Here is a 17,812-nt window from a genome sequence, read left to right on the forward strand (position 1 = left end):
GTCGTCACGGTCTTTTTTCTTGTGTCTGATTCCGGTTTTCGGGAGATCCCCAACCCCTTGTAGGAGGGGATGTGTGTGCCTTGGGGCCAAGTGTCTGGTCTTAAGACCGACACACCGGGCCAAGTTCCTCAGGCAATACCCAATACCTTGAACAAAAATGCATATTCGAGCGCTACGTCACGCAATCCCTGGTAACGACCGCTCATCCCGCCATGCCCGGCGCCCAATTCGGTCTTGAGCAGCAGAGGGTTCGCGTCGGTTTTGGTCGCACGCAATTTAGCCACCCACTTGGCCGCTTCCCAGTACTGCACGCGGCTGTCGTTGTAGCCGGCAATCACCAGCGTTGCCGGGTAGGCTTGTGCGGTGACGTTTTCGTACGGGGCGTAGGCCTTGATCCGATCATAAACGTCCGGCTCTTCAGGATTGCCCCACTCGTCGTATTCCGTGACGGTCAGTGGCAGGTCGGGGTCGAGCATGGTGTTGAGCACGTCGACGAACGGCACTTCGGCAATCGCCGCGCCGAACAATTGCGGCCGTTGATTGAGCACGGCGCCAATCAGCAAGCCACCGGCGCTGCCGCCGCTGATCGCCAATTGTTTTGCGCTGGTGAAACCGTTGGCAATCAAATGCTCTGCACAGGCAATGAAGTCGCTGAACGTGTTGTGCTTGTGTTCCTGTTTACCGGCCCGATACCAGGCCTCACCCAATTCGCCACCGCCACGCACGTGCGCGATGGCGAAGGCCATGCCGCGATCCAGCAGGCTCAGGCGAGCGTGGGAGAACCACGGGTCGAGGCTTTCGCCATAAGCGCCGTAGCCATACAGATACAGCGGCACCGGTTTGCGGAGGTGCTCGCGCTTGACCACCAGGCTGATAGGCACCTGCGTACCGTCCGGTGCCGTTGCCCACAGGCGCTGACTGACGTAGGCATCGGCGTCGAACGGGCCGAGTACCGGCGTTTCCTTGAGGACTTTTTGCTCGCCGCTCGCCAGTACGAGCTGACGGATTTGCGCCGGACGGTTCAACGCCTCGTAGCGCAGGCGGATCCTGTCGCTGGCGAACTCCAGGCTGTTCTGTACGTGCAGGCTGTAGGCCGCGTCCGGCAATTGCACGCGATAAGGCGACTGGCCTTGTGGGTGGACTTCGATGATCGGCAAGCCACCTTCGCGCAGGCTCAGGGTCATGGCGCCAGTGTTCAGGCTCATGCCGTCGATCATCACCGTGTCGCTGTGGGGGATCAGGTTTTGCCATTCGGCCTCGGTGGGCGCCACGCCGGTATCGACGGTGCTGTACAACGCGAAGTTGATGCCGTCGCGGTTGGTACGAATGAACCAGGCCCATTGGCCATCGAGGGCGCCGTGGTCGACGTCGTACTCATGGTCCTCAACCCGTGGCGCCAGACAGGTGAAGGCCTGATGCGGCAGGGAGGCGTCCAGCGCCCAGACTTCACTGGTGGTCTTGCTGCCCAGGGACAGCAGCAGTTGCAGCTCGGAGCTTGAACGGTAGCAATGCATGAAGAATCGGCCGTCCGGCTCGTGGAACACTTCTTCGGCCGCCGTGCCGTCCAGCCGATAACGGAACAGTTTGTGCGGGCGATGGGTGTCGTCCAGCTCGCCAAAAAACAGCGTCAGGCTGTCGTTGGCCCACGTCATGCTGCCGTCGCAGTCCTGGAACTCCAGTTCACTGACGCGACCGTCCGACAATTCCTTCACGAACAGGGTGTAAATTTCATCACCCGTGGAGTCGATGCTGTAGGCCAGGCGCTGGTGGTCCGGGCTGATGCTGAACGCCCCCAGGGAAAAGAAGCCACCGTTGGCCAATTCGTTCGGGTCCAGTAGCAGCTGTTCCTGGCTTTCGTCGAGTTGCAGGCTGTCATCGGCCGGGCGCGGGCAGCGGTAGTGCCGGGCATATTCGTCACCGGCCGTGGTGCGCGTGTAATACAGGTACGGCCCCCAAGGGGAGGGCAGCGACAAATCGGTTTCGAGAATCCGGCCCTTGATCTCTTCGAACAGGGTCTCGCGCAGGCCGGCCTGATCGGCGGTTTGTGCCTCTTGATAGCTGTTTTCAGCCTTGAGGTAGTCGAGCACCGCGTTGGTGTCGCGCTCCTGTAGCCAGGCATACGGGTCATCGCCTTCCGCCTTGTGGGCAATGGGCGCGTCGGAAACGTTGGCGGATAGGGGCATGAAAGACTCTCGAACGTTGTACGAAATTGGCGGGTCGCAGACAGCGGGCAAGCCTGATGTGCGAAAAGTCGTTACTATAAGCGCCTCTTTGCCTGCCTTGCCATGGACACCATGACCGAGAACGACTATCTGATCGCTTGGGGCCTCTACGCCTTCGCCGCTTTGGGCTGCCTGTTGGTGTGGATGCGATTGACCCGCTGGATGTGGCGTTGGCTGCGCGAGCCGTTGCGGCTGCTGGTGGCGGTGTTGCTGTTTAGCCCGACGATCATCGACCCGGTGAAGGACAAAGTCGCACCGGCCATCGCCATCACGGCGCTCGACCTGCTATTCAAGGTCGGCAACAACGCCTGGCGGGCAATTTCCGATCTGTTCATGTACGGCATGATCGCCTTCGGACTTTACTTGGTGATGGTGGCGATCCGCTTCCCGATCGAGCGCGCTTCCAACGCTCGCAAGGAACAGGCGGCTGCCGCCAAGGCTGCTGCCAAGGCAGAAGACCCTGACGATGATCATCCCTTCGGCGGTGCCGGCGATGATCGTTACGGCCGACCGCCGGTCCCGAGCAATCCTCAGCGATTGCGGGTCGAGCCACGTTTGTAACCTTGCCCCTGCCTTTTCATCGAGAACCCGAGCATGTGTGAGTTATTGGGCATGAGCGCCAATGTGCCGACCGATATCGTGTTCAGCTTCACCGGGCTGATGCAGCGCGGCGGCCGTACCGGGCCGCACCGCGATGGCTGGGGGATCGCGTTCTATGAGGGGCGCGGCCTGCGCCTGTTTCAGGACCCGGCTGCCAGCTGCGAGTCTGAGGTGGCGAACCTGGTGCAGCGTTATCCGATCAAAAGTGAAGTGGTGATCGGGCATATCCGCCAGGCCAATGTCGGCAAGGTCTGCCTGTCCAATACCCACCCGTTCGTGCGCGAACTGTGGGGGCGTAACTGGTGTTTCGCGCACAACGGCCAACTCGCTGACTTTCAACCGACCGCCAGTTTCTACCGCCCCGTCGGCGACACTGACAGCGAAGCGGCATTCTGCGATTTGCTCAACCGTGTGCGCGCAGCCTTCCCGGAACCGGTCGAGGTTGAAGAATTACTACCCGACCTGGTGGCGGCCTGCGCCGAATACCGCAGCAAAGGCGTGTTCAACTGCCTGCTCAGCGACGGCGACTGGCTGTTCTGCTATTGCTCGACCAAATTGGCCCAGATCACTCGTCGGGCACCTTTCGGCCCTGCGCGCTTGAAGGATGTCGATGTGATTGTCGACTTCCAGGCCGAAACCACGCCCAACGACGTGGTCACGGTGATTGCCACCGAACCCCTGACCGAAAACGAAACCTGGACCCGCTACGAACCGGGCCAATGGAGCCTTTGGCGACGCGGCGAATGCGTCAGCCAGGGCAAGACCGAATAAGGATCTCCCCGATGTTGCTCAGTTATCTACGCCTGGTGTTGTTTGCGGCGGGTCTGTTGGTCGGTGTTCAGGTGCCGGGGTTTATCAATGATTACGCCAAGCGGGTCGAGGCGCATCTGATAGAGGCGCAAACAGGCTTGAGCGGTTTTCAGGGCACCGCCAATCAGTTCTTCAAGGGGGATATGCAGGCACTGGTCGCCCATTACCGCGCCAGCGAAGACCCGATCTTTCGCAGCGATGCCGACAGCCTGAGCAACCTGCTGACCCGTCAGCTGGCGTTGGATAAACAATTCCAGGCCATGCAAGGCCCGTGGTACATCCGCTTCCTGCAGGTGGTACTGGCGGCTGACCTGGATATTCGCAAGGAAACCTGGAACGGCTACAGCTATCAGATCCTGCTGACGCCCGAAGCGATGATCTGGGGGATGAGCGGCGCGTTGTTGCTGTCGTTCGGGATTGAATGCCTGTTCCGCCTGATCGACTGGGTGGTGCTGGGCGGCAAACGCCTGCGCCAGAGCCGACCGATTGAAGACCGCGATGTGCGCGGCCTCTAGGCCGAATCGGCCCCCTGTAGCAGCTGGCGCAGCCTGCGTCCGGCTGCGCAGCAGTCGTCAATCCAGCGACCGGGATTTACCTGAAACACCACGGAGGCTGATTTTACGACTGCTGCGCAACCGGACGCAGGCTACGCCAGCTGCTACATAGGTTGGCGCGCCAGAACGATGTAATCCTCGCCCATCTCCTGCGCATACCGTTTCAGCACCTGCTGACACAACGCCACAATCTCCTCGACCCACTCAACGCCCGTGCGCCACGACACCACCACCTGTAAATCCGGCGGTCGTTGATCAATGGCCAACAGCGTCAATTCCCCGCGCGCCAATTCCTCGGCTACCAGCACCGGCGGCAGCGCGCCAATGCCAAAACCATCACGCAACAAGCGGGTTATCGCCGACACCGAATTCACGCAGTTGAGGCGCGGGGCCATTACGCCATTGGCCTGCATCAGGGCCAGCACTTCCTGGTGTGGATGGGAGTTTTTCGAGTAGGTAATGATCCGCTCGCGCGCCAGATCGGCGATGCCCGAATATTCGCGGTTGTAGAGTGAATTACTCGCCGCGATCCAACCCATGGGATGGCTGGCCAGCTCCAGGCTGCGGACGCTTTCCTGACGCATCAGGTCGGTTTGCAGGATCAGATCGAGAAAGCCTTTTTGCAGCTGATCGCAGAGGTTGAGCGAGGTATCGGCCACCAGTTCGATTTCCACCAACGGATAGAGATCCGTCATCTGCGCCACCAGCGGGCTCAGCCAGGTGTGGATTACCGTGTCCATGACGCCGATCCGCACCCGTCCGACCTTGCTCGATCGGGTCTCGATCGATTGTTTGAGTGCCTGCATGGTGTCCATCATCTGCTCGGCATAGTCGAGCACTTTCAAGCCTTCAGGCGTCAGGCTGACGCCGCGGGAATCGCGCAAAAACAGCTTCACCCCCAGTTCACCTTCAAGCACCGCAATTCGGCTGGAAATCGAGGCCTGGGTGGTGAAGAGTTTGTCGGCGGTCAGACGAAAACTTTTGAGTCGAGCGACCCAGACAAAGGTCTCGAGAAACTTCAGGTTCATGGGATCAACTTTTTCTTATGCCTAAACCGGGTTTTTATTAGTTGGACGCAGCAGGGCCACGCGCCAAAAATCGACGTATCCGGTTCCCACGATAGGCGTCGTCGGGGCTTAGAACAATACCAATAAAATTTGCACGGAGAGTTGCCATGAGTGCGCCCGACACGCTCGACATCCCCAATGCCAAGGCCCGCCCGGGACCTTTCGACTGGTACCGCAACATCAATCAGCAGGAGCGTCGCACCTTCTGGAGTTGCAAGATCGGTTACGGCCTGGACGGCATGGACACCCAGATGCTCAGCTTCGTGGTGCCGACCCTGATTGCAATGTGGGGCATTACCACCGGCGAGGCCGGGCTGATTCACACCAGCACCCTGATCGCCTCGGCCATCGGCGGTTGGGTGGCGGGGATTCTCTCTGACCGCATCGGTCGTGTGCGCACCTTGCAACTGACGGTGCTGTGGTTCGCCTTCTTCACCTTCCTCTGTGGCTTCGCGCAAAACTATGAACAACTGTTGATCAGTCGCACCCTGATGGGATTCGGTTTTGGGGGTGAATGGACCGCCGGCGCCGTACTGATGGGCGAAGTGATTCGCGCCAAGGACCGTGGCAAAGCCGTGGGCATGGTGCAATCGGGTTGGGCGTTGGGGTGGGGGTTGACGGCGATTCTCTATGCGCTGCTGTTCTCAGTGTTGCCGCCGGAAGACGCCTGGCGCGCCCTGTTTATTCTCGGCATTGTGCCGGCGATTTTCGTGATCTTCGTTCGTCGTCTGGTCAAAGACCCGGAAATCTATCGTGAAGCCAAAGCCAGACAGGAACCGAGCAACCCGGCGAAGTTCTACGAGATTTTTGCCCCCGGCATTCTGTTCACCACGATTCGTGCTTCGGTGCTGACCACGGGCGCACTGGGCGGTTACTACGCGATCACCTCATGGTTGCCGACGTTTCTGAAGAACGAGCGGGGCTTGAGCGTACTCGGCACAGGCGGTTATCTGGCGATGGTGATTGTCGGTTCCTACGTCGGTTACGTTATCAGCGCGTATTTGACTGACCTCCTGGGGCGCAAGAAGAACTTCATCCTGTTCGCGGTCGGCTCGTTCACCATCGTTTTGCTCTACACCCAACTGCCGGTCAGCAACGCTGTGATGCTCTGGCTGGGCTTCCCGCTGGGCTTCTTCGCTTCGGGGATTTTCAGCGGCATGGGCGCGTTTTTGACCGAGTTGTTTCCGACGCGGATTCGCGGTTCGGGCCAGGGTTTTTGCTACAACATTGGCCGCGCATTGGCGGCATTGTTCCCGCTGCTGATTGGTTTGCTTAGCCAGCGTGTGCCGCTGAGCGTGGGCATCGGGGCTTTTGCGGCAGTGTCCTATGGGGTGGTGATCCTTGCAGCGCTGAGCCTGCCGGAAACCCGTGGCAAACAACTGGATGCGCAGTAATCTGCCTGCATCTGAAAAGAACAATGCCTACAGGAGTGTTCACCGTGAGCCGCCTGCTATTGAACTGCGACATCGGCGAGAGTTTCGGCAACTGGACCATGGGTCTGGACGCCGAGGTCATGCCCTTCATTGATTGCGCCAATATCGCCTGCGGTTTCCACGCCGGCGACCCGAGCATCATGCGCAAGACCGTCAGCCTGGCCCTTGGCAATGGCGTACAGATTGGCGCACACCCGGCCTATCAAGACCTGGTCGGTTTCGGCCGTCGCTCCATGGCCTACACCCCCCAGGAACTGCAAGACATTCTGCACTACCAGATCGGCGCTCTCGACGGCATCTGCCGGGCTCAGGGCGCACGTGTCAGCTACGTCAAACCTCACGGCGCGATGTACAACGACATGATGGCCAACCCGGCACAATTGCGCGCGGTGCTTCAGGCCGTGGCGTCTTATGACCGGACGTTGCCGCTGATGTTGATGGCCACCCGCGACAACAGCGCCGCGCAACAACTGGGCGATGAATATGGCGTGACCTTGTGGTTCGAAGCCTTTGCCGACCGTGCCTACGACAGCGCGGGGATGCTGGTCTCTCGACAACTGCCGGGGGCGGTGCATCACGACCCGGAAAAAATCATTGAGCAGGCGCTGACCATTGCCCGTGGCGATCACCTTGTCGCCAGCGACGGCAGTGCCTTGCACTTGCAGGCCAACACCCTCTGTGTGCACGGCGACAACGCCAGTTCCGTGGCTGCCGTGCGCCGGATTCGCCAAGCCCTCGATGAGCAGAGCGCACCATGAAACCGCGCGTGGAAGTGGTGGCGCTGGATTGCCTGATGCTGCGTCTGTTCGACGAGATCAACGAGGCCAACATGCCGTGGATGCTCGCCGCCAGCGAGCGCTTGCGCGAAGCCTTTGGCAAGCAACTGATTGACCTGGTGCCGTCTTATACGACGCTGATGGTGCATTACGATCTGCTGGCATTAACCCCGGCTCAGGCTCGGGAACTGATTGCCGAAGCCTTGATCGATTTGTCGCCCAACGCCCGTAGCCGTGGCAAATGCCATGTGTTGCCGGTCTGGTACGACCTGAGCGTCGGCCCGGAACTGAGCCTGTTGTCCAGGCGCAGTGGGCTGGCGGTGGGCGACGTCATCCGCCGCCACATCGAGCGTGAATATCAGGTGTTCGCGCTAGGCTTTGCGCCAGGTTTCGCATTCATGGGGCTGGTAGAAGAAGTGCTGGCGGCTCCACGTCTGAATACGCCCCGCAAGAAGGTGGCGGCGGGCAGTGTCGGGATTGCCGAGCGGCAAACGGCGGCTTATCCGGTGGTTTCGCCCGGAGGCTGGAACCTGATCGGGCGCACCCCGGCCAAACTGTTCGACCGTGAGCGCGACGGCTACAGCCTGATGCAACCGGGAGACACCGTGCGCTTCGAAGCGGTCGACCATGCCGAATTCATCAATCTGGGCGGTGACGATACGCCATTGGAGGCGCAGGGCATGAGCCGCTTATCCATTGAAGCGAGTACGCCGCTGTGCCTGTTGCAGGACGCCGGTCGTTTTGGCGTGCGGCACTTGGGCGTGACCCAGGGGGGCGGGCTGGATTGGCGATCGATGTCCTGGGCCAACTGGCTGCTGGGCAATGACCTGAACGCGCCGGTGATCGAAATCACCCTCGGCGGGTTCACGGTGGTGGCCGAAGAGGATTGCGTGCTGGCACTGGTCGGGGCGGATCTGGGGGCACAGGTGCAGGGCGAGGCACTGGCGCCGTGGCGCAGTTTCAGGCTGCAAAAGGGCCAGCGATTGCACTTCACCCAGCCGCTGCTCGGGGCTCGGGCTTATCTTGCGGCACCCGGTGGGTTTGATGCGCCAAACGTACTGGGCAGCCGTTCGACGGTGGTCCGTGAGGAACTTGGCGGCCTGGATGGGATGGGTCGGGCCTTGGCCAAAGGTTCGCAATTGAGTTACTCCGGGAGTGCATTGCTACTGCTGCGAGAATTGCCGGAGGAGCATCGACCGGACCTCACCAACGATTCGCCGCTGGATCTGGTGCTGGGCGCACAGATCGGCGAGTTCAGCGGGCAGAGTCTGTTCGACGCGTTCAACAACGCCTGGACCCTCGACAGCCGCGCCGACCGGATGGGCATTCGCCTGTTGGGTATGGCGTTGCAGTACCAGGGCAAACCAATGATCTCCGAGGGCATCCCGCTCGGCGCGGTGCAGGTGCCACCGGATGGGCAGCCGATTGTGTTGCTCAATGATCGGCAGACCATTGGCGGGTATCCACGATTGGGCGCGTTGACGCCGTTGGCGCTGGCACGATTGGCGCAGTGCCTGCCGGGAGCGAAGGTGCGACTGCGGCCGGTGGTGCAGGATGTGGCGCATCGGGAGCAGGTCGAGTATTTGCGGCGGTTTTCAAAACGCTAAAAGCATCGCTGGCAAGCCAGGCTCCTACAGGGATTGAGGTCGCTCACAAAACATGTGAACCACTTAAATCCCTGTAGGAGCCTGGCTTGCCAGCGATGAGGCCCGAACGGACAGCGAAGATTACTTGGAAAGAAACCGCATCCCTTCTTCCAACCCACGAAGGGTCAGCGGATACATCTGGTCGTCAATCAAGTCCCGCACAATGTTGGTCGACGACGTATAGCCCCACGTATCTTTCGGATACGGGTTGATCCAGATGAGTTTCTTGTACTTCTCCTTGAACCGCTGCATCCACACATAACCGGCTTCTTCGTTCCAGTGCTCGACGCTGCCGCCGGCCTGGGTGATTTCATAAGGCGCCATGGCGGCATCACCGATGAAGATCACTTTGTAGTCGGCGCCGTACTTGTGCAGCAAGTCCTGGGTCGATGTGCGTTCGGAGGTGCGACGCATATTGTTCTTCCACACTGATTCATAAATGAAGTTGTGGAAGTAGAAGTACTCCAGGTGCTTGAACTCGGTCTTGCAGGCCGAAAACAGCTCCTCGCAGATCTTTACGTGGGCGTCCATCGAGCCGCCGATGTCGAACAGCAGCAACAACTTGACGGTGTTGCGCCGCTCCGGCCGCATCTGGATATTCAGCAGCCCTGCATCCTTGGCGGTGTGGTCGATGGTGCCGTCGATATCGAGTTCTTCTGCTGCACCCTGACGCGCAAATTTGCGCAAGCGGCGCAGGGCAACCTTGATGTTGCGCGTGCCCAGCTCGACAGAATCGTCGAGGTTCTTGTACTCGCGCTGATCCCAGACCTTGACCGCCTTGCCCTGGCGTTTGCCGGCATCGCCGACCCGAATGCCTTCCGGGTTGAAGCCACCGGAGCCGAACGGGCTGGTGCCCCCGGTGCCGATCCACTTGTTGCCACCGGCATGGCGTTCTTTCTGCTCTTCGAGGCGCTTCTTGAACTCTTCGATCAGTTTGTCCAGGCCGCCGAGGGACTGGATCGCCGCCCGCTCTTCGTCGGTCAGCGAACGTTCGAATTCCTTGCGCAACCAGTCTTCGGGAATCAGTGCCTGAAGGTGATCGTCGAGTTTTTCCAGGCCATTGAAGTAAGCCCCGAACGCCCGGTCGAACTTGTCGAAATGCTTTTCGTCCTTCACCAGAATCGCCCGGGACAAGTAATAGAACTCGTCCATGTCGGCGAAGGTCACGCGCTGTTTCAGCGCGTTGATCAGGTCCAGCAGCTCGCGCACCGAAACCGGCACTTTGGCGGCACGCATTTCATTGAACAGGTTGAGCAACATGGCATCAGCCTCTTAGCGGGTGCCGCGACGGCTCATGAACGCCAGGCGTTCAAGCAGTTGCACGTCCTGTTCGTTCTTGACCAGCGCGCCGGCCAGCGGCGGGATGGCTTTGGTCGGATCGCGTTCGCGCAGTACCGCTTCGCCGATGTTGTCGGCCATCAGCAGCTTGAGCCAGTCCACCAGTTCGGACGTCGATGGCTTCTTCTTCAGCCCCGGCACTTTGCGCACGTCGAAGAACACGTCCAGCGCTTCGCTGACCAAGTCTTTCTTGATGTCCGGGTAGTGCACGTCGACGATCTTTTGCATCGTGGTGCGGTCCGGGAAGGCGATGTAGTGGAAGAAGCAGCGACGCAGGAAGGCGTCCGGCAGCTCTTTCTCGTTGTTGGAGGTAATGATGATGATCGGGCGCTTCTTGGCCTTGATGGTCTCGTCGATCTCGTAAACGTAGAACTCCATCTTGTCGAGTTCTTGCAGCAGGTCGTTCGGGAATTCGATGTCAGCCTTGTCGATTTCGTCGATCAGCAGAATCACCCGCTCTTCGGATTCGAAGGCTTCCCAGAGCTTGCCCTTTTTCAGGTAGTTGCGAACGTCATGGACCTTTTCCGTGCCCAGTTGCGAGTCGCGCAGGCGGCTGACCGCGTCGTACTCGTACAGGCCCTGATGCGCCTTGGTGGTGGACTTGATGTGCCAGGTGATCAACTTGGCGCCAAGCGACTCGGCCAATTGCTCGGCCAGCATGGTTTTGCCTGTACCTGGCTCGCCCTTGACCAGCAGTGGACGTTCCAGGGTAATGGCGGCGTTGACCGCCAGCTTCAGGTCATCGGTGGCGACGTAGGCCTGGGTGCCTTCGAACTTCATCTGCTAATCCTCGAACGGTGACGCCGACCTGAGTAATGCAGGCCGGGACGCAATAATTGTGATGCCCGACTATACCGCGCTGTCCGGTCGACTGTGAACGCAGACGACTTATTCAGTCTCTGAATGGCACGTCACATATTGACTCAGTCTCGGCTGCTGGCCAGTATTGAACTATCGCCATTTTGGCGATAGCTTGCGGGGCATGTCTACTAAATATCGATTTCGCGACACGTACCGTATTCAGTTGCGCGAGAAGGATCATCCGCCACCCCCATGTCCACCTGACAGGGGGTGGGCTGGATGTAATGCTCAGCCTTGAAACCGTAGAAGTCATGGTGGGCAAGGCACCGCCGCTGATAATCAAGGAAGCGCTCGAGTGGGGCAGCGCCCATCAAGTGCCGTTATTGGAGGATTGGAAACGATGTTACCCATGAAGCGACCGCGGCTGTTGGCCGTTCAGGCATTGCCGGAAAACCGTCTGGCGCTGACCTTTATCGATGGCCAACAACTCACACTCGATTTGAGCCGTGACCTGCAAGCCTATCCAGGGTTGCAGCCATTGCAGGCGCAGGATGCGTTTGAAGGCGCCGCGTTGGGCGATGATGGCTGGAGCGTCGAGTGGCCTGACCTGGACATCCAGATAGGGGCTGATACGTTGTATCTGGGTGCGCTCGCTCAAAACTCTCCCGATGAAAACACGCGAACGTTCATTGAATGGCGCGCTCGCACCGGTTTGTCACTCAATCAGGCAGCGGAGGCGCTTGGGGTGAGTGCGCGGAGCATCACCCGATATAGTAGTGGCCGTGAAGCGGTGCCACGATCGTTAGCCTTGGCCTGTCTGGGATGGGATTTCTTGCAACAGCAATCAACGTCTACACGGGCCGCAGAAATAACGGGGCGCTATACCGTCACACGCAAACCTTAGCCCGCTTCCGGCTTCGGCTGCTCATAGCGCGCATTGAATGCCTGGATGAAACCATTGCGTAAAATCTGCAAAAACGCCTGAAACGCGCTGATATCCTGCCGATGCACATTGCCGCGCAGTTCCACTCGGGTTGCAAACTGGTTTTTGCCCTGGTTTTTCAACACGGTTTCGGAGCCGCCGACGATGGCCTCCCAGATGGACCGGAAGATCCCTTTGTCCTTGTTTTCCACGTCCTGTTGCCAGTTGAACACGTCGACGTCTTTGAGCAATGGTTTGATATAGCCCGTCAATTGGGCTTTTTTGGCTTGCGCTTCAATGACCACATCACCGTGGCCCGCATTGAAATCGAATTTGCCGTAGGCCGCGGCGAAATCGTTCATGCGCTTGAGTTCGATGTCCTTGGCGCGCAGGCGAAACTGGAAGTCTTCGAAATTGCTCAATGGGTCGAACGTTGCGCTGGTTTCCAGTGGCGCATGCCCCAGCAGCAGGGCTTTACCGTCGAAGCGGGCGTCTCGCTTGCCTTTAGTGTCGACCACGTTGGTCAGGTTATAGATGCTGGCGTTGACCTGCGTGGCGTTCATGTTCACCGGTGGCTTGGAGTTGAAGTTTCGAAAACTGAGCTTGCCGTCGTGGATCTGCACCTCATCCAGGGTTATGGGTAACAATTTGCCAAGTTGTGCGCGCCAGTCGGTGCCCTGACCGGTCTGAGAGTTCTGCTTATTGGCACCGCCATCGACAAAGTTCACCTCGGGATTGAAGAACTGCACATGGGCCACCACCGCGTGGTCGTACCAGAGCGAGTGCCAACTGACCGCGAGGTCGATCAAAGGTGCGTTAACGAAAGGCACAGGGACCTTGCCGTCGACTTTGACGATTTTCAGTCCGTTGATTTTGTAGGCGCCGCGCCACAGGGCCAGGTCTACGTCCGTGATCTGCCCGCTGTAGTCACCCATATTCGCCAGTTTGTCGTTCAGGTAGTTGCGCACCATGTAGGGCAGGGCGATGTGCAGGGCAATCAGGAGCACAACGAGGCCGACGAAGATCCACAGGGGCCAGCTGTATCGACGTTTCATGGTGGCAAATCTCTGGCGATGTAAAACCATTGACTGCGCTGACAGCCGGACGTTCGACCTGACTGGACGCCCAAGGGCAAGAGGCTTACCTTGATGCGCTAATTCCATGCTGTAGCTAAGGACCCAGTCATGAGCCGTATCTTCGCTGACAACGCCCACTCCATCGGCAATACGCCTTTGGTGCAGATCAACCGCATCGCCCCGCGCGGCGTGACCATCCTGGCCAAGATCGAAGGGCGCAACCCCGGTTACTCGGTCAAGTGCCGGATTGGCGCGAACATGATCTGGGATGCCGAGAGCAGCGGCAAACTCAAGCCTGGCATGACCATCGTCGAACCCACCTCTGGTAATACCGGCATCGGCCTGGCATTTGTTGCCGCAGCACGTGGTTACAAGCTGATGCTGACCATGCCGGCGTCCATGAGTATCGAACGGCGCAAAGTGCTCAAGGCACTCGGCGCCGAACTGGTGCTGACCGAACCGGCCAAGGGCATGAAAGGCGCGATTGAAAAAGCGGGCGACATCGTTGCCAGCGATCCGGCCAAGTACTTCATGCCGGCGCAGTTCGACAACCCGGCCAACCCGGCCATTCATGAAAAGACCACCGGTCCGGAAATCTGGAACGATACCGACGGCGCGGTCGATGTGTTGGTGGCTGGGGTCGGAACGGGTGGAACCATCACCGGTGTTTCGCGGTATATCAAGAATACACAGGGCAAACCGATCATCTCGGTGGCCGTGGAGCCTGCTGTTTCACCCGTGATAAGCCAGGCCATCGCCGGTGAAGAAATCAAGCCGAGCCCACACAAGATTCAGGGTATCGGTGCCGGTTTTGTACCTAAGAACCTGGACCTGTCGATGGTTGATCGGGTGGAGCTGGCCACTGACGACGAGTCCAAGGCCATGGCCCTGCGCTTGATGCAGGAAGAAGGGATTTTGTGCGGTATCTCGTGCGGCGCTGCCATGGCGGTCGCTGTCCGTCTGGCGGAAACCCCGGAAATGCAGGGCAAGACCATCGTGGTGATCCTGCCGGACTCCGGTGAGCGCTACCTGTCGAGCATGCTGTTCAGCGATCTGTTTACCGAGCAGGAGAATCAGCAGTAACAGCGGCTGCGGCTAAGTAGCCATTGATAATGGACAGAGGACTTCAGGTCAGCCTCCGTTCAGGGAACTTATGCTAAGAAGGGCTTTGTTGCGCAATCTTTAATACTGAATGTTGCGACGGGCGGGTATTTCCCAAGGTCGGGAATGTTTATCATGGCCGACTGCCACGTCGGGTAAAAGGCGTTGAGCAATGAGCCTATTCTCAAGGAGTCGTTGATGAGTTTTTCGTTTGCCGCGAAAACGTCGGTGTTGCTGCTATTTTTCTGCAGCACGCTCTATGTCCATTTGCGTGGCAAGGCGCGTCTGCCGGTCTTGCGTCAATTCGTCAACCACTCGGCTTTGTTTGCGCCCTACAACGCCTTGATGTACCTGTTTTCCGGCGTGCCATCCAAACCCTATCTGGACCGCAGCAAGTTTCCGGAACTGGACGTACTCAAGGACAACTGGGAAGTCATCCGCGACGAGGCCATGCACCTGTTCGACGAGGGTTACATTCGCGCTGCCGAGAAGAATAACGACGCCGGTTTCGGTTCGTTTTTCAAGAAAGGCTGGAAGCGTTTTTACCTCAAGTGGTATGACAAACCACTGCCATCGGCCGAAACCCTGTGCCCGAAAACCGTGGCGTTGGTCAGCAGCATTCCCAACGTCAAGGGTGCAATGTTCGCGCTGTTGCCGGGTGGCAGTCACCTCAATCCGCACCGTGATCCGTTTGCCGGTTCCTTGCGTTATCACCTGGGGCTGTCGACCCCCAACTCCGATGATTGCCGCATCTTTGTGGATGGCCAGGTATACGCCTGGCGCGATGGCGAAGACGTGATGTTCGATGAGACTTATGTGCATTGGGTCAAGAACGAAACCGAGAAAACCCGGGTGATCCTTTTCTGCGATATCGAACGTCCGTTGAGCAACCGCGTCATGACCCGCATTAACCGCTGGATCAGCAGTCAGCTCGGTCGCGCCACAGCACCTCAAAACCTTGATGATGAACGCGTCGGCGGGATTAACCGGGCGTATGCCTGGAGCAAGAATTCCAGCGACAAGTTCAGCGGCGTGATCAAAAAGTGGAAACGTCGCAACCCCAAGGCCTACCGCGTGCTGCGGCCGGTGTTGGCGGTGGTGGTGCTGACGTTGTTGGGGTATTGGTTGTTTGGGTGAGCCCCGTCAAGAAATGAAAAACCGCTCCCTGGAGCGGTTTTTTTTCGCCTTTTTCAAGGGCGTCCGGCGAGCAGGCTCCCAGGGTGGGCAGCACTTCGATGGCTGTCGTTACTGGCCCTTTGTCCAAGTCATTGCAATCCATGTCTGTCGCTGGTTATAGTCGGCGCACGGTGATGCCCAACCCACCGTCAACCTCATCAAAAAAGATCAGCCCATGCCAGTTTCCCTCATCAACGCGGTAGTCGATTCAGCGGTCAACGCTGTCGTGGTGCCGTGCGGGAATCAGCAGCCTGTGCAGATCAGTCATTACCCCCCACCTGTCAGTAACACACCGGTGTGTGCAGTCGTATCGCCGCCGGGTGTTGGCATTTCGGGCTGATCAGCGTCTCTTTGCTGTTCCCCTGTGCCCCCAGAAAAAACAACTGAATTTCAGCTTCGGCTGAGTTGGCCTTTTGCCTGACTACAGGTGGTTTTCATGTTTGTCCTTTCGAAAAAACCGCGCTCGCGGCGGCGTCCACGAGCCTGTTCGTCCTGCTGTGGAGCAGTGGGGCGATCTTCTCCAAATGGGGCCTGGCCCACGCGTCACCGTTTGCCTTTCTGTTGTTTCGCTTCGTGATTGCCTTGTGCGGTCTGGTGTTGCTGGTGCCGTTGCTCAAGCTGAAGTTGCCCAAGGGCGGTAAGCCGATGCTGTATGCGATGGCCACGGGCATGGTGTTGCTGGGGGCTTATCAGATTTTCTATCTGCTGGCCCTGGACCTGAAAGTCACGCCGGGTGTGATGGCGACCATCATGGGTGTACAGCCCATTCTGACGGTGGTCATCATGGAGCGTCAGCGCTCCATCAGCCGGATGTTCGGTCTGGCATTGGGCCTGACCGGATTGATCATGGTGGTGTATCAGGGCATCGGTTTGGCCGGCATGTCACTGGCCGGCATGCTCTACGGCTTGCTGGCGCTGGCGAGCATGACGTTCGGCTCGATCATGCAGAAGCGCATCACCGACAATCCTCTGGGCACTTTGCCGGTGCAGTACCTTGCGGGGCTGTTGCTGTGCGGGATCTTCGTGCCGTTCCAGCCGTTTCATTTCGAACAGAGCACAGGTTTTATCGTGCCGGTGTTGTGGATGGGGCTGGTGGTGTCGGTGCTGGCGACGTTGCTGCTGTATCGCCTGATCGCCCGGGGCAATCTGGTGAATGTCACCAGTCTGTTTTACCTGGTGCCGGCGGTGACGGCGGTGATGGACTATCTGATTTTCGGCAACAGGCTGGCGGCGTTGAGCCTGCTGGGCATGCTGCTGATCATCGTCGGCTTGGTCTTCGTCTTCCGTAAGACAGCGTAAACACCCAAAGGCCCGGAGCATTGGCTCCGGGTCTTTTTATTTGGCCAGCGCATGCTCGGCCCGTACCGAATTCATGAACGCCTGCATCGCCGATGATTGAATGCGATGGCGGCGGGTGATGAGCCCGTAGGGTGGCAGCCGCGCTTCGAACTTGATCGGCAGTATGGCGAGCAGATCACGACCGGGATAATCCTCAACCACCGACACCGGTGTGACGCCGAGCATGTCGGTTTGCTGGACCAGGGAGAGCAAGGTCATGATCGACGTGGTTTCGACGATGCTGCTGGGGATATCGACCCGCGCGTTGTGAAACACCTGATTGATGATGGCGCGCATCGGGCTGGGATGCTGTTGCAGTACCCAGGTCATGTGCTGCAGCTCCGCCCAGCTCAGTTGTTTTTCCTGCGCCAGTGGGTTTTTCGCGCCGGCGATCACGCACAACGCTTCTTCACCGAGGCTGTCAAACAGCAACTCTTCGGCGCGTGCACCGGCCGGAATCCGCCCCAGCACGATATCCAGTTGATCCTGCAAAAGCGCCTGGACCAACACGTCGCTGGTATCGACCTGGATGCTCATGGACAGTCGGGGATGGCTTTGTTTCAGCGTGGCGATGGTGCGAGTCAACAGCCCCGACGCCAGTGCCGGAATCGCACCGACCGCGACTCGCCCCAGGTTGCCGGATTCCAGTGCCACCAGTTCCTCACGCATGCCGCTGAGTTCGGCAAACACCATGCGCGCGTAATAGATAACGGTTTCCCCAAACGCGGTAGAGCGCATGCCCCGTGGCAGTCGTTCGAACAGTTCGACACCGAGCAAGTCCTCGGCTTCGTGGAGCATCTTGGTCGCAGCCGGTTGAGTCATGCCGATATGGTCGGCCGCGCGGCGCAACGAGCCGAATTCCTGCAATGCCAGCATCAACCGCAGTTGGCGCAGGCGCAGTCGACTGTGGATCACATTGGCAGCAGGAATTCGGGTCATGGGCCGTGGCTCG

The 17,812-nt window shown here is 59.0% G+C and carries 15 protein-coding genes and 3 pseudogenes; 12 read left to right on the plus strand and 6 right to left on the minus strand.

Annotated elements, in window-relative coordinates:
* Positions 1 to 128: 128 nt before the first annotated feature.
* On the minus strand, positions 129 to 2,183 hold the full coding sequence (locus AB4N76_RS21265) for a S9 family peptidase (RefSeq protein WP_460163483.1): 2,055 nt from the start codon (positions 2,181 to 2,183) through the stop codon (positions 129 to 131).
* A 102-nt stretch (positions 2,184 to 2,285) separates the two neighbouring features.
* Between AB4N76_RS21265 and AB4N76_RS21270 the strand changes: the two genes are divergently transcribed.
* Genes AB4N76_RS21270 through AB4N76_RS21280 form a run of 3 tightly spaced genes read left to right on the plus strand, consistent with a single transcriptional unit; the run spans position 2,286 to position 4,147 of the window.
* On the plus strand, positions 2,286 to 2,783 hold the full coding sequence (locus tag AB4N76_RS21270) for a hypothetical protein (protein WP_046033300.1): 498 nt from the start codon (positions 2,286 to 2,288) through the stop codon (positions 2,781 to 2,783).
* 33 nt (positions 2,784 to 2,816) lie between these two features.
* Positions 2,817 to 3,593: a class II glutamine amidotransferase gene (locus tag AB4N76_RS21275; protein ID WP_034150022.1), complete on the plus strand. Its 777-nt coding sequence runs from the start codon at positions 2,817 to 2,819 to the stop codon at positions 3,591 to 3,593.
* Between the two features lie 11 nt (positions 3,594 to 3,604).
* Positions 3,605 to 4,147: a DUF2937 family protein gene (locus AB4N76_RS21280; RefSeq protein ID WP_046033301.1), complete on the plus strand. Its 543-nt coding sequence runs from the start codon at positions 3,605 to 3,607 to the stop codon at positions 4,145 to 4,147.
* A gap of 143 nt (positions 4,148 to 4,290) precedes the next feature.
* On the opposite strand, the gene AB4N76_RS21285 is transcribed toward AB4N76_RS21280, so the two are convergent.
* Positions 4,291 to 5,214: a LysR family transcriptional regulator gene (locus tag AB4N76_RS21285; protein WP_046033302.1), complete on the minus strand. Its 924-nt coding sequence runs from the start codon at positions 5,212 to 5,214 to the stop codon at positions 4,291 to 4,293.
* Positions 5,215 to 5,360: 146 nt separating this feature from the next.
* Between AB4N76_RS21285 and AB4N76_RS21290 the strand changes: the two genes are divergently transcribed.
* From AB4N76_RS21290 to AB4N76_RS21305, 4 genes and pseudogenes are all read left to right on the plus strand, one after another.
* Positions 5,361 to 6,647, plus strand: coding sequence for an MFS transporter (locus AB4N76_RS21290; RefSeq protein ID WP_046033303.1), 1,287 nt, complete (start codon positions 5,361 to 5,363; stop codon positions 6,645 to 6,647).
* Positions 6,648 to 6,691: 44 nt separating this feature from the next.
* The gene (locus AB4N76_RS21295; protein WP_046033304.1) at positions 6,692 to 7,444 is read left to right on the plus strand and encodes a 5-oxoprolinase subunit PxpA; all 753 of its coding nucleotides are present in this window, start codon (positions 6,692 to 6,694) and stop codon (positions 7,442 to 7,444) included.
* 35 nt (positions 7,445 to 7,479) lie between these two features.
* Positions 7,480 to 7,989, plus strand: a pseudogene (locus AB4N76_RS21300) (5-oxoprolinase subunit B family protein); the annotation flags it as partial.
* Positions 7,990 to 8,142: 153 nt separating this feature from the next.
* Complete coding sequence (locus AB4N76_RS21305; RefSeq protein WP_046033306.1) at positions 8,143 to 9,069, plus strand: 5-oxoprolinase subunit C family protein; 927 nt, start codon at positions 8,143 to 8,145, stop codon at positions 9,067 to 9,069.
* Between the two features lie 120 nt (positions 9,070 to 9,189).
* Here the strand turns inward: AB4N76_RS21305 and AB4N76_RS21310 are convergent, their stop codons facing one another.
* Together AB4N76_RS21310 and AB4N76_RS21315 are read right to left on the minus strand one after the other, a co-directional pair.
* Positions 9,190 to 10,368, minus strand: coding sequence for a vWA domain-containing protein (locus AB4N76_RS21310; RefSeq protein WP_027925858.1), 1,179 nt, complete (start codon positions 10,366 to 10,368; stop codon positions 9,190 to 9,192).
* A 12-nt stretch (positions 10,369 to 10,380) separates the two neighbouring features.
* Positions 10,381 to 11,226 (minus strand): AAA family ATPase, encoded by an 846-nt coding sequence (locus AB4N76_RS21315; RefSeq protein WP_046033307.1) that lies wholly within the window; start codon positions 11,224 to 11,226, stop codon positions 10,381 to 10,383.
* A gap of 202 nt (positions 11,227 to 11,428) precedes the next feature.
* On the opposite strand from AB4N76_RS21315, the pseudogene AB4N76_RS21320 reads away from it, so the two are divergent.
* Together AB4N76_RS21320 and AB4N76_RS21325 are read left to right on the plus strand one after the other, a co-directional pair.
* Positions 11,429 to 11,660: pseudogene (locus tag AB4N76_RS21320) on the plus strand (DUF4160 domain-containing protein).
* Positions 11,648 to 12,151, plus strand: coding sequence for a DUF2442 domain-containing protein (locus tag AB4N76_RS21325; RefSeq protein WP_460163484.1), 504 nt, complete (start codon positions 11,648 to 11,650; stop codon positions 12,149 to 12,151). Before AB4N76_RS21320 ends, AB4N76_RS21325 begins: the two are co-directional and overlap by 13 nt.
* On the opposite strand, the gene AB4N76_RS21330 is transcribed toward AB4N76_RS21325, so the two are convergent.
* Positions 12,148 to 13,224, minus strand: a complete 1,077-nt coding sequence (locus tag AB4N76_RS21330; protein WP_046033309.1) for a DUF748 domain-containing protein — start codon at positions 13,222 to 13,224, stop codon at positions 12,148 to 12,150. The two genes, AB4N76_RS21325 and AB4N76_RS21330, sit on opposite strands and share 4 nt — an antisense overlap.
* A gap of 129 nt (positions 13,225 to 13,353) precedes the next feature.
* Between AB4N76_RS21330 and cysK the strand changes: the two genes are divergently transcribed.
* The 3 genes and pseudogenes from cysK to AB4N76_RS21345 all read left to right on the plus strand — a co-directional run bounded on the left by cysK (position 13,354) and on the right by AB4N76_RS21345 (position 16,821).
* Positions 13,354 to 14,328, plus strand: a complete 975-nt coding sequence (cysK, locus tag AB4N76_RS21335; protein ID WP_046033310.1) for a cysteine synthase A — start codon at positions 13,354 to 13,356, stop codon at positions 14,326 to 14,328.
* 216 nt (positions 14,329 to 14,544) lie between these two features.
* Positions 14,545 to 15,483: an aspartyl/asparaginyl beta-hydroxylase domain-containing protein gene (locus AB4N76_RS21340; RefSeq protein WP_077430705.1), complete on the plus strand. Its 939-nt coding sequence runs from the start codon at positions 14,545 to 14,547 to the stop codon at positions 15,481 to 15,483.
* Between the two features lie 475 nt (positions 15,484 to 15,958).
* Positions 15,959 to 16,821 (plus strand): annotated as a pseudogene (locus AB4N76_RS21345) (DMT family transporter).
* Between the two features lie 36 nt (positions 16,822 to 16,857).
* Here the strand turns inward: AB4N76_RS21345 and AB4N76_RS21350 are convergent.
* The gene (locus AB4N76_RS21350; RefSeq protein ID WP_046033313.1) at positions 16,858 to 17,799 is read right to left on the minus strand and encodes a LysR family transcriptional regulator; all 942 of its coding nucleotides are present in this window, start codon (positions 17,797 to 17,799) and stop codon (positions 16,858 to 16,860) included.
* Between the last annotated feature and the right edge of the window lie 13 nt (positions 17,800 to 17,812).

The sequence above is a fragment of the Pseudomonas sp. S2_F03 genome (assembly GCF_054668335.1).